Genomic DNA, 11,974 nt, shown 5'->3' on the forward strand with positions numbered 1-11,974 from the left:
TTTCTGTCACAAAGGTCAAAAGCAGGGCAAAAACGACTATGGGAGCCTGCGGCTCCCATAGTGTTGGCTTCTATCTATAAAGCAGCGTTACTCGGCCTTGAGGGTGATCCGGGCGAACGCCTTCTTGCCTGCCTGGCAAACATGGGTCGCACCCAGCTTGTATATAAAGGCGCGATCAACGACCTCGCCATCTATACGCACACCACCGGAGCTCAGCAGATCGCGAGCGACCGCCGAGTTCTTCACCAGGCCAGCCTTATTAAGGACAGCGGCAATCGGCATGTCCTCAGCAGCACTGATTTCAACCTCAGGCAGATCATCCGGCAACTCGCCATCCTTCATGCGATTGCCCGCCGCACGATGAGCATTGGCCGCAGCCTCCTCGCCATGGAAACGCGCGACGATCTCTTCAGCCAACTGGATCTTGACGTCACGCGGGTTCGCACCCGCCTCGACATCCTTGCGCAGCTGATTGATCTCATCCATCGAACGGAAGCTCAGCAGCTCGAAGTAACGCCACATCAGCGCATCCGGGATCGACACCAGCTTGCCGTACATGACACCCGGCGCTTCCTGGATCCCTACATAGTTCCCCAGGGACTTGGACATCTTCTTCACACCATCCAGCCCTTCGAGCAATGGCATGGTGAGAATGCACTGAGCCTCCTGCCCATAGGCGCGCTGCAACTCACGCCCCATCAGCAGGTTGAACTTCTGGTCGGTACCACCCAGCTCCACATCCGCGCGCAGCGCAACGGAGTCATACCCCTGCACCAGAGGGTAGAGGAACTCATGGATGGCGATGGGCTGGTTACTGGTATAGCGCTTGTCGAAGTCGTCGCGCTCGAGCATGCGCGCCACGGTGTACTGCGACGTCAGGCGAATGAAGTCCGCCGGCCCCATCTGATCCATCCAGGTGGAGTTGAACGCCACCTCGGTCTTCGCCGGATCAAGGATCTTGAACACCTGGGCCTTGTAGGTCTCGGCATTCTCGAGGACCTGCTCACGGGTCAACGGTGGACGCGTGGCGCTCTTGCCGCTCGGGTCACCGATCAAGCCAGTGAAGTCGCCGATCAGAAAGATCACCTGATGCCCCAGCTCCTGGAACTGGCGCAGCTTGTTAATAAGGACTGTGTGCCCCAGGTGCAGATCCGGTGCCGTAGGGTCGAAGCCGGCCTTGATACGCAGCGGCTGGCCACGCTTGAGCTTCTCGACCAATTCGGACTCGACCAACACCTCTTCCGCACCACGCTTGATCAGCGCGAGCTGCTCTTCAACCGACTTCATAACCAACCTGCAAGGCTCAGATTCAAAGGGGACCAACCATACAAGAACGCCGCCCAAATACAAGTTTTGCCCGGCATACGGGCACGAAACAGCCGCCCACACATGACAGACTTGCTTCAGCGATGTTTTGGTTATATTTTATACAGTTATTTCATCTTCATCATGTCATTCATCTTTTCCAATTCATCTTCTTCAAAGTCAAATTACCTATGACCACAGAGCCGACTAAAGCGCCCCCGCTTTATCCGAAGACCCACCTGCTGGCCGCAAGTGGGATCGCCGCCCTTCTCAGCCTGGCGCTACTGGTATTTCCTTCCAGTGACGTAGAAGCCAAGAAGACAACGCTGAACCTGGAGCTGGAAACCCCAGCGGATCAACTGACACAAGACAAAGACGCCGTAGAACTCGATCAAGCCACAAATGAAGGCAATCCATCGCCTTTCGCCCAGATCGACAACAGCGCCGAAGAGCCCCAGGAAACCGCCAAGACCGCCCCTGCACCCGAGGAAAAGAAGGCCCCCGGCCACCGGGAAGTCACCGTAGCCCGGGGCGATACGCTTTCCACACTGTTCGAGAAGGTCGGCTTGCCGGCTGCTTCAGTACATGAGGTCCTGGCCAGCGATAAACAAGCCAAGCAGTTCTCCCAACTCAAGCATGGCCAGGTCCTGGAGTTCGAGCTGACGCCCGACGGCCAGCTGAACAACCTGCACAGCCAGGTCAGCGACCTTGAGACCATCACCCTGACCAAGGGCCCGAAAGGTTTCACCTTCCATCGAGTGGTCACCCAGCCGGTGGTCCGTTCGGCCTATGTGCACGGCGTGATCAACAGCTCGCTGTCACTCTCCGCCCAACGTGCCGGCATGCCCCACAGCCTGACCCGCGAAATGGCCCATGTATTCGGCTACGACATCGACTTCGCCCAGGACATCCGCCCCGGCGACGAATTCGAAGTGATCTACGAGCAGAAAGTGCTCAACGGCAAGACCATCGGCACCGGCAGCATCCTCTCCGCGCGCTTTACCAGCCGCGGCAAGACCTTCACCGCCGTGCGCTATACCAACAAACAAGGCATCAGCAACTACTACACCGCTGACGGCAACAGCATGCGCAAGGCCTTTATCCGCACCCCCGTGGACTTCGCCCGCATCAGCTCGCGCTTCTCCATGGGCCGCAAGCACCCGATCCTGAACAAGATCCGCGCCCACAAAGGCGTCGACTATGCCGCCCCACGCGGTACGCCGATCAAAGCCACCGGCGACGGCAAGGTGATACTGGCCGGCCGTCGCGGCGGTTACGGCAACACCGTGGTCATCCAGCACGGCAATACCTACCGGACCCTGTACGGTCATATGCAAGGTTTTGCCAAGGGCATCCAGACCGGCAGCACCGTGAAGCAGGGCCAGGTGATTGGTTATATCGGCACCACCGGCCTGTCGACCGGCCCGCATCTGCACTACGAGTTCCAGGTCAATGGCGTACACGTCGACCCACTGGGCCAGAAACTGCCCATGGCCGATCCGATCGCCAAGTCCGAACGCGCCCGCTTCCTGCAACAGAGCCAGCCGTTGATGGCGCGCATGAACCAGGAAAAATCCAGCAAAGTCGCCTCGGCCAAACGGTAAACCACGATGCTCTACATAGGCGTGATGTCCGGAACCAGTCTCGATGGGCTGGACATTGCCCTGGTAGCGCTCAACGGTTCCATCCGGCTGCTGGCCAGCCACTACATTCCCATGCCCGACGCCTTGCGCGCCGAGCTCCTTGGCCTGTGCGCCAGCGGCCCCGACGAAATTGCCCGCTCCGCCATCGCCGAGCAGAACTGGGTGACCCTGGCCGCCCAGGGCATCCATACCCTGCTGAAGCAACAAGGGCTCGCGCCGGACGCCATTCGCGCCATCGGCAGTCACGGCCAGACCATCCGCCACGAACCGGCACGCGGCTTTACCGTGCAGATCGGCAACCCAGCCTTGTTGGCGGAACTGACCGGTATCACCGTCGTCGGCGACTTCCGCCGTCGTGACGTGGCCGCCGGCGGTCAGGGCGCGCCACTGGTCCCCGCCTTCCATGAAGCACTTTTCGAAGAACGCGCAGGCCATCGCGCCGTGCTGAATGTCGGCGGTTTCAGCAATCTGAGCCTGATCGAGCCCGACAAGGCGGTCGCAGGCTTCGACTGTGGCCCCGGTAACGTGCTGCTCGACGCCTGGATTCAGGATCAACGCAACGAATCCTATGACCGTAACGGCCAATGGGCGGCCAGCGGCCAGGTCGAACCCGCGCTGCTGCAGGCACTGCTCAGCGATCCGTTCTTCCAGACCAAGGGCCCGAAAAGCACTGGGCGCGAGGTGTTCAACCTGCCCTGGCTGAAGCAGCACCTGGGTCGCCTGCCGCCCCTCGCAGCCGAAGACATCCAGGCTACCTTGCTCGAACTCAGCGCACGGACCATCGTCGAGTCGCTGACGGGCGCCCAGGAGAACACGGAAGAATTACTGGTCTGCGGCGGCGGCGCCCATAACGCGGCGCTGATGACCCGACTGGGCCAACTGCTGCCCCGCGCCCGGGTTGCCAGCACCGCCACCCACGGCGTGGACCCCGACTGGGTCGAAGCCATGGCCTTCGCCTGGCTGGCCCAATGCTGCCTCGACGGCGTCGCCGCCAATCGCCCCAGCGTCACAGGTGCCCGGGGCCTGCGGGTACTGGGCGCGATCTACCCGGCCTGACACACAGCAAAACGCCGCGAAGTTCGCGGCGTTGAGGGTAAAGCGAAAGCACTGATCAGATCGAGAACGACGACCCGCAACCACAGGTGGTGGTGGCATTCGGGTTCTTGATAACAAACCGCGAGCCTTCCAGGCCTTCCTGATAATCCACCTCTGCGCCTGCCAGGTACTGGAAGCTCATTGGATCGACCACCAGGCTGACGCCTTCGCGCTCGACGATGGTGTCGTCATCGGCCACTTCTTCATCGAAGGTGAAGCCGTACTGAAACCCTGAACAACCGCCGCCCGTAACGAATACGCGCAGCTTCAAGCGATCATTGCCCTCTTCATCGACCAGGCTCTTCACCTTGTGCGCGGCACCGTGGGTGAATTGCAAAGCCGTGGGGGTGAAGGATTCGACGCTCATGCTGACTATCTCCCGGCGTTACGCCGCCATAATGCGTGATGACGGGCATTATCCGCTTCTCCTAGAAAAGCGGTCAACTATTGTTATGGTATATCAATCAACCCGAGCGACCTCACAGAATGCAAGAAGGCCCGCTTGACGGGCCTTCCTGGCGAACGCGAGTGCGGCCTTAAGGCAGCATGCCCGCGTGGGACAGGCCCAGACGCTCGTCCAGCCCGAACAGGATGTTCAGGTTCTGCACCGCCTGGCCGGAAGCGCCCTTGACCAGGTTGTCGATCACCGACAACACCACCACCAGGTCGCCATCCTGCGGACGGTGCACGGCAATCCGGCAGACGTTGGCGCCACGCACGCTACGGGTTTCCGGATGGCTGCCGGCCGGCATGACATCGACGAACGGTTCGTTGGCATAACGCTGCTCGAACAGCGCCTGCAGATCCACCGAACGGTCGACCACGGTCGCGTACAGCGTGGAATGGATACCCCGGATCATCGGCGTGAGGTGCGGCACGAAGGTCAGGCCCACGTCATGGCCGGCCGCGCGGCGCAGCCCCTGGCGAATTTCCGGCAGGTGGCGGTGCCCCTTGACCGCATAAGCCTTCATGCTTTCGGAGGTTTCCGAGTACAGCGAACCAACACTGGCGCCGCGACCGGCACCGCTGACGCCCGACTTGCAGTCGGCGATCAGCCGCGTGGTATCCGCCAGGCCCGCCTCAAGCAGCGGCAGGAAACCCAGCTGGGTCGCGGTCGGATAGCAACCCGGCACGGCAATCAGACGGGCTTGCTTGATCTTCTCGCGGTTCACTTCCGGCAGCCCATAGACCGCCTCTTCCAGCAACGCCGGCGCACCGTGCGGCTGGCCGTACCACTTGGCCCACTCTTCGGCATCCTGCAAACGGAAGTCGGCGGACAGGTCGATGACCTTGGTGCCGGCGGACAACAGCTCACCGGCCAGGGCATGGGCCACACCATGGGGCGTGGCGAAGAACACCACGTCGCAATCGCCGAGGGTCTTGATGTCCGGCACGCTGAACGCCAGGCCGTCGTAGTGACCGCGCAGGTTCGGATACATGTCGGCCACGGCGAGGCCCGCCTCGGATCGCGAAGTGATGACTGCCACTTCTGCCTGCGGATGCTGTGCCAACAGACGCAGCAATTCGACACCGGTGTAACCCGTGCCGCCGACGATACCGACCTTGACCATGACCTGCCCTCAACGAAACCACTGGAAAGCCCACGATAATAGGGGCCGCGCGCGCCTGCGACAACCGTCAAGGTGACGTGCGGACGCTCAAGCCTCTACTATTCGGCCTACCGTGAACCTGGGAATAACCAAAAATGCTCTATCTGTGGGTCAAAGCCTTTCATATCGTCAGTGTCGTCTGCTGGTTTGCCGGCCTGTTCTATCTACCGCGCCTGTTCGTCTACCACGCCCAGAGCGAGGACAACGTCAGCAAGGAGCGCTTCAGCGTCATGGAGCGCAAGCTGTATCGCGGGATCATGGGCCCGGCGATGATCGCCACGCTGATCTTCGGCGGCTGGTTGATCGCTCTCAACCCGAGCATCTTCAGCCAGGGCGGCTGGATACACGCCAAACTGACCCTCGTGGTGCTGCTGATCGGCTACCACCACATGTGCGGCGCCCAGGTGAAACGTTTTGCCCGTGGCGAAAACACCCGCAGTCATGTCTTTTATCGCTGGTTCAATGAAGTGCCGGTTCTGCTATTGCTGGCTATTGTCATTCTGGTCGTTGTCCGACCGTTCTAGCTACAAGTCACTCATCCCTGATCGGAGCACTCTCCATGTCGCTGCCCGCCCTGCTCGAACAACGCCTGCGCTTGCCCGTGGTGGCCGCGCCGATGTTCCTGATTTCCAACCCGCAACTGGTGCTCGCCTGCTGCCGCAACGGGGTGGTGGGCAGCTTTCCAGCCCTGAACCAGCGCGAAAGCAGCGGCTTCAAGGCCTGGCTGGAGGAAATCGAAGCGGGCCTGGCGACCCTGGATAATCCGGCGCCTTATGCCGTCAACCTGATCGTGCACAACAGCAACCCACGACTACAGGCGGACCTGCAGATCTGTATCGAGCACAAGGTGCCGATCGTCATCACCAGCCTGGGCGCGGTCAAGGAACTGGTGGACGCCGTACACAGCTACGGTGGCCTGGTGTTCCACGACGTGACCACCCGCCGCCATGCCGAAAAAGCCGCCGAGGCCGGTGTCGACGGGCTGATTGCCGTGGCCGCAGGCGCCGGTGGCCATGCCGGCACCTGGAGTCCGTTTGCCCTGATCGCCGAAATCCGCCAGTTCTTCGACAAGACCCTGCTGCTGGCCGGTTGCCTGAACCATGGTCACGAGATTCTCGCCGCGCAGTTGCTCGGCGCGGATCTGGCCTACTTCGGTACGCGATTTATCGGTACTACGGAAAGCCATGCATCCGACGCCTATAAAGAGATGCTGCTCACATCCCAGGCGGTCGATATCGTGCACACTGCGGCGGTATCCGGGGTGCCCGCGAGCTTTATGCGCCAGAGCCTGGAAAACGCCGGTTTCGATCTCCCTGCGCTGCAAGGCAAGGGTGAAGTGAACTTCGGCTCCAAGCTCAAGCCGATCAGCGACGAGGCCAAGGCCTGGAAAACCGTCTGGTCGGCAGGCCAGGGGGTCGGTGGTATCGATGACTTGCCCAGTGTCGACCAACTGGTCGCCCGGCTTGATGCCGAGTACCGCAAGGCCCAGTCACTGGCAGCAGAGTTGCCTCGGCACTGGCCACGCCCGTAACATCCGTGTTGCAGGCTTACCCTGTAACGCCAATGACTTGTGACAAGGACGCCCTTCATGAGCGACAACCGCTTCAAAATCGTGTTCGACGGCGCCTTGCAGGCCGGCGTTGACAAAACCACTGCCCAGTTCAACCTGGCCGCGCTGTTCAAGACCGACGTCGCTTCGGTGGAACGTTTGTTCAGTGGCCAGCCTGTCGCCCTGAAGCGCGACCTTTCGGCCGCCGAGGCCGAGTCTTATCTGCAGGCCTTGCGCAAGACCGGCATCGAAGCCCGCCTGGAAGACGAACCGGCTACCGTCGAACTGAGCCTGGCGGATATCGATGACCTGCCGGCCAGCACGCCGCCACCGGACACCACGGCTTACCAATCACCCTACACCCCGCCACAAGCCCGGGTCGGCGACGACCTCCCGGCCTTCGGCCAACTCAAGGCCTTCACCACAAACGGGCGTATCGGCCGGCTGCGCTACCTGGCCTGGAGCATGGTCCTGATGTTCGTCACCCTCCCGGTGGCAGGCGCAATCTTCGCCTTCGCCATGGGCGCTGCGGCAGCCTCCCTGAACACGGCGATCGTCATCGGTGTCGTGCTCGGTGGTGCGGCCCTGATCGCCTTCGTGATCTTTTCCGTACAGATCGCCGTGCAGCGCCTGCACGATATCGGCTGGTCCGGCTGGCTCTGGCTACTGACCCTGGTCCCCTTCGTCGGCAGCCTGTTCCCCTTCGTGCTGATGTTCTGCCCGGGCAATAGCGGCGCCAACCAGTACGGCGCACCACCACCGCCGAACAGCACCGCGGTCAAGGTCCTGGCCGTGCTCTCGGTCGTCAGCGGGATCATCTTTGGCGTTGTTGCCCTGACCGGCGGCCTGGCCAACCTCGAGAGAGACTACAACAAGGAATCGGCCAGCTACTCCGAAAGCAGCGACGCCACCAGCACCGATGAGACCGATGATGCAGCAGCCGAATCCGCTCCGCCCGCTGTAGACTATGGCAAAGATGAAAAAGAATAACGGTTTCTGAGCCTGCGACCCTCTGTCCCAAGGCTCACAGCCGTTGTGATGGAGAACTGCATGACCCGTTACGCCCTGATCACCGGCGCTTCCAGCGGCATCGGCCTGGCACTGGCCGAAGCCCTCGCGCGCCGCGGCCGCAGCCTGATTCTGGTGGCCCGCCAGCGTGATCAGCTGGAAACCATCGCGCTCGAACTGACCCAGCGCTTTGGCGTCGAGGTGCTGTTTCGCGCCTGCGACCTGAGCGAGCCGCTGCGCCTGTCAGGCTTTCTGCTGGAACTGGAAGAAGGTGAACGGCAGATCGACCTGCTGGTCAACTGCGCCGGCCTCGGCACCTGCGGCCCGTTCCTGGCCCAGGATTGGGGGACCGAGCAGGACCTGATCGAAGTCAATATCCTCGCCCTCACCCGACTTTGTCATACCCTGGGTAATCTCATGGCAATACAGGGTGGCGGGCAGATCCTCAACGTCGCCTCCGTCGCGGCGTTTCACCCCGCGCCCTGGATGAGCAGCTATTACGCAAGCAAGGCCTACGTGCTGCATTTCTCCGAAGGCCTGCGCGAAGAGCTTAAGAAAACCGGTATCAAGGTCTCGGTGCTCTGCCCCGGCCTGACCCGGACCGCGTTCTTTCGCACAGCGCAATTGGCCGTCGAAAAGCTTTTGGACAGCAAGCTGATGATGAGCCCCGAAGAAGTGGCGCTGTATGCCGTGCGCGCGCTGGACAAGAACCGTGCGGTGATCATTCCCGGCTGGCGCAACCGCTGGCTGGCCCGAGCCCCGCGCCTGATGCCGCGCTGGATGATGCGCAAGCTCGCCGGTGTCGCGACCAAGGCCTATTGTCCGCGCTGAAACTTGAACTCACGGCCTTGTCCGTACAGACTCTGGCCCGACCCACTCAATGGAGAAACAGCTGTGGATACTCTGTTCACCAAGATCATCAACAGAGAAATACCCGCCAAGATCATTTACGAGGATGACCAGGTCCTGGCCTTCCACGATATCGCCCCACAGGCACCGGTGCATTTCCTGGTCATTCCGAAAAAACCGGTACGCACGCTCAATGACCTGACCGAAGAGGACAAGTCCCTGGCCGGGCATATTCTCTTCACCGCCCAGCGCCTGGCCCTGGAACTGGGCTGCGAGAAAGGCTTTCGTGTGGTGATGAACTGCAATGAAGAAGGTGGGCAGACCGTCTATCACATACATATGCATGTGCTGGGTCAGCGCCAGATGCACTGGCCGCCGGGCTGATACCCCCAAAACAAACGGTAGGAACCGGCTTGCTGGCGACAAAGTCCCAGAGCCTGGCGTCGACCTTTCGGCCGCTATCGCCAGCAAGCCGGCTCCTACAGGTTTCGCGGTGTCTGCAAGATTACGCGAGGCAGCACATCCGCCGGTCTGGTGACCCAACGCAAACCTTCCGCTCTCGATTGCGGTAAACTGCAGGCCGAGATTTTTCCCGGAGGTCAGCATGACTACCCAACGTCACTACTCGCCGATTGACCGTCTTCTGCTGCAAGCCGATACCGCGATGCGCACCTTGCTGCCGTTCAGCGGCCAGCCTTACCGTCCTTCGCCGGCCATCGTGCAGCCCGACGCGCCGATGAGCGAGGACGACAGCCGTCACGTCGCCGGGCTGATGCGCATCAACCATACCGGTGAAGTCTGTGCCCAGGCGCTTTATCAAGGCCAGGCCCTGACCGCCAAGCTGCCCCACGTCCGGGCCGCCATGGAAAAAGCAGCCGAAGAAGAAATCGATCACCTGGCCTGGTGCGAACAGCGCATCCGCCAGTTGGGCAGCCACCCCAGCGTACTCAACCCGCTGTTCTATGGCCTGTCCTTCGGCATCGGCGCCGCCGCCGGGCTGATCAGCGACAAAGTCAGCCTGGGGTTTGTCGCCGCCACCGAAGACCAGGTGTGCAAACACCTGAACGAACACCTGGACCAGTTGCCGGCCGAAGACGAAAAGTCCCGGGCGATCCTCGAGCAGATGCGCATCGACGAAGAACATCACGCCGAGTCCGCGCTGGACGCCGGCGGTTTCCGCTTCCCGGCACCGGTGAAGTTCGGCATGAGCCTGCTGGCCAAGGTCATGACCAAGAGCACCTACCGCATCTGACCCACCACGATTCCGCCAAGGAACCGACAAAAAGAAGGGTGCCCCAGTGGCGCCCTTCTTTTTTGGCCAAAAAACTTACGTCGGCATATTCCGCGCGTAGAAGATTTCCAGCATTTCGTGTTTCACCCGCTCGGTCACCTGGTTGCGCTGCGCCGACGAGAGGTTGCTGGTGGCGTCGCCGAACAGGTAGTTGTCCAGTTCAAAGTCCTTGAGCAGCATCTTGGTGTGGAACAGGTTCTCCTGGTACACGTTCACATCCGTCATCTGATAGCTCTTGCGGCTGTCTTCCGAAAGATAGTTCTGGATCGAGTTGATCTCGTGATCTATGAAGTGCTTCTTGCCTTCGACATCACGGGTGAAACCGCGCACGCGATAATCGACGGTGACGATGTCCGAGTCGAACTGGTGAATCAGATAGTTGAGGGCTTTGAGCGGTGAGATGACGCCGCACGTCGACACATCGATGTCCACACGGAACGTCGCGATACCGTCGACCGGATGGATCTCCGGGTAGGTATGCACCGTGATATGGCTCTTGTCGAGGTGAGCCAGAATGGTCTCGGGTAGAGGGCCCGGGGATTCTTCGATCTGACTGTCGGTTGGGGTCACCGGCTGTTCGGAGATCAGGATCGTGACACTGGCACCTTGAGGGTCGTAGTCCTGACGCGCGATGTTCAGGATATTGGCACCAATGATATCCACCACTTCCGTGAGGATCTGCGTCAGGCGTTCCGCGTCGTACTCCTGGTTGATGTACTCGACGTAGGCCTGCTGGTCCTGCGGGGTTTCCGCATAGCAGATGTCATAGATGTTGAAGCTCAAGGTCTTGGTCAGGTTATTGAACCCGTGGAGCTTGAGTTTGCTTTTCACCGTTGGAAACTCTCTATGTCGATGCGGCACCGCCGCGTGATCAAGCATGCCCGTCAGTTGTGAACGACACAGCTGCGTAGGACGGTTAACACCTCTTCGCGATGGCGATTCTGGTTATCTGTTCGGGTCCGCGGCCACAGCTCTGCTGCTGGCCTGGCGCCCTGGAAAAAGGGGCGCACTGTGCAGACCTGAACGATTGCTCGCCAGAGTCTGCATGGACTTTATGATAGTTGAATGTCGACTCAACCGAGTTCGATGATCTCGTAGTCGTGAGTGATGGCAACGCCAGCGGCACCGAGCATGATCGAAGCCGAGCAGTATTTCTCCGCCGACAGCTCGATCGCCCGCTTGACCTGGGCTTCTTTCAGGCCACGGCCCTTGACCACGAAATGCAGGTGGATCTTGGTGAACACCTTGGGATCTTCAGTCGCGCGCTCGGCCTCGAGAAAGGCTTCACAGCTTTCAACCGGCTGACGGGATTTCTTCAGGATGCTGACCACATCGAAGTTGCTGCAACCGCCCAGCCCCAACAGCAGCATTTCCATGGGACGAACGCCCAGGTTGCGACCACCGCTTTCCGGCGGACCGTCCATGACCACCACATGTCCGCTACCGGACTCTCCGAGGAACATGGCTTCGCCAGCCCATTGGATGCGTGCCTTCATCACCTAGACTCCACTGCAGAAAAAAGGGAGCCAGCTTAGCACAGCCCCCCGCTCCGACAGGAAACCGGCAAGGGGCGACGACCGGTCAGTCGACAAAGTAAATTCCTAAATTTGTACATAATGTGTCT

Annotated in this window: 13 protein-coding genes; 8 read left to right on the top strand and 5 right to left on the bottom strand. The window is 60.7% G+C overall.

All coding sequences use genetic code 11. The annotated features are described in order from the left end of the window. Positions 1-87: 87 nt before the first annotated feature. Positions 88-1,287 carry a tyrosine--tRNA ligase gene (gene tyrS, locus CWE01_RS10645; RefSeq protein WP_100940493.1) on the bottom strand — a complete coding sequence of 400 codons (1,200 nt, stop codon included), beginning with the start codon at positions 1,285-1,287 and terminating at the stop codon, positions 88-90. Between the two features lie 209 nt (positions 1,288-1,496). On the opposite strand from tyrS, the gene CWE01_RS10655 reads away from it, so the two are divergent. Beyond that, positions 1,497-2,909, top strand: a complete 1,413-nt coding sequence (locus CWE01_RS10655) for a peptidoglycan DD-metalloendopeptidase family protein (RefSeq protein WP_100940494.1) — start codon at positions 1,497-1,499, stop codon at positions 2,907-2,909. Between the two features lie 6 nt (positions 2,910-2,915). Further along, positions 2,916-4,004: an anhydro-N-acetylmuramic acid kinase gene (locus CWE01_RS10660; RefSeq protein ID WP_100940495.1), complete on the top strand. Its 1,089-nt coding sequence runs from the start codon at positions 2,916-2,918 to the stop codon at positions 4,002-4,004. A 55-nt stretch (positions 4,005-4,059) separates the two neighbouring features. On the opposite strand, the gene erpA is transcribed toward CWE01_RS10660, so the two are convergent. Together erpA and argC are read right to left on the bottom strand one after the other, a co-directional pair. After that, positions 4,060-4,410: an iron-sulfur cluster insertion protein ErpA gene (erpA, locus tag CWE01_RS10665; RefSeq protein WP_007906865.1), complete on the bottom strand. Its 351-nt coding sequence runs from the start codon at positions 4,408-4,410 to the stop codon at positions 4,060-4,062. Between the two features lie 169 nt (positions 4,411-4,579). Then, on the bottom strand, positions 4,580-5,614 hold the full coding sequence (argC, locus tag CWE01_RS10670) for an N-acetyl-gamma-glutamyl-phosphate reductase (protein ID WP_100940496.1): 1,035 nt from the start codon (positions 5,612-5,614) through the stop codon (positions 4,580-4,582). A gap of 134 nt (positions 5,615-5,748) precedes the next feature. Between argC and hemJ the strand changes: the two genes are divergently transcribed. From hemJ to coq7, 6 genes are all read left to right on the top strand, one after another. Continuing rightward, positions 5,749-6,177 carry a protoporphyrinogen oxidase HemJ gene (gene hemJ / locus CWE01_RS10675; protein WP_100940497.1) on the top strand — a complete coding sequence of 143 codons (429 nt, stop codon included), beginning with the start codon at positions 5,749-5,751 and terminating at the stop codon, positions 6,175-6,177. Between the two features lie 35 nt (positions 6,178-6,212). Then, positions 6,213-7,184: a nitronate monooxygenase family protein gene (locus CWE01_RS10680; RefSeq protein WP_100940498.1), complete on the top strand. Its 972-nt coding sequence runs from the start codon at positions 6,213-6,215 to the stop codon at positions 7,182-7,184. Positions 7,185-7,241: 57 nt separating this feature from the next. Next, entirely contained in the window at positions 7,242-8,192 is a 951-nt protein-coding gene (locus CWE01_RS10685; RefSeq protein WP_100940499.1) for a DUF805 domain-containing protein, read from the top strand. A 60-nt stretch (positions 8,193-8,252) separates the two neighbouring features. Further along, positions 8,253-9,041, top strand: coding sequence for an SDR family oxidoreductase (locus CWE01_RS10690; RefSeq protein ID WP_100940500.1), 789 nt, complete (start codon positions 8,253-8,255; stop codon positions 9,039-9,041). Positions 9,042-9,104: 63 nt separating this feature from the next. After that, positions 9,105-9,443 carry a histidine triad nucleotide-binding protein gene (locus tag CWE01_RS10695; RefSeq protein ID WP_100940501.1) on the top strand — a complete coding sequence of 113 codons (339 nt, stop codon included), beginning with the start codon at positions 9,105-9,107 and terminating at the stop codon, positions 9,441-9,443. A 220-nt stretch (positions 9,444-9,663) separates the two neighbouring features. After that, positions 9,664-10,311, top strand: a complete 648-nt coding sequence (coq7, locus tag CWE01_RS10700) for a 2-polyprenyl-3-methyl-6-methoxy-1,4-benzoquinone monooxygenase (RefSeq protein ID WP_100940502.1) — start codon at positions 9,664-9,666, stop codon at positions 10,309-10,311. Between the two features lie 75 nt (positions 10,312-10,386). On the opposite strand, the gene speD is transcribed toward coq7, so the two are convergent. Beyond that, complete coding sequence (gene speD / locus CWE01_RS10705) at positions 10,387-11,181, bottom strand: adenosylmethionine decarboxylase (RefSeq protein ID WP_100940503.1); 795 nt, start codon at positions 11,179-11,181, stop codon at positions 10,387-10,389. A gap of 242 nt (positions 11,182-11,423) precedes the next feature. Continuing rightward, a complete protein-coding gene (locus CWE01_RS10710; RefSeq protein WP_100940504.1) occupies positions 11,424-11,846 on the bottom strand; it encodes an OsmC family protein in 423 nt (140 codons plus the stop codon). Between the last annotated feature and the right edge of the window lie 128 nt (positions 11,847-11,974).

The sequence above is a fragment of the Pseudomonas sp. QS1027 genome (assembly GCF_002814235.1).
GTDB lineage: Bacteria > Pseudomonadota > Gammaproteobacteria > Pseudomonadales > Pseudomonadaceae > Aquipseudomonas.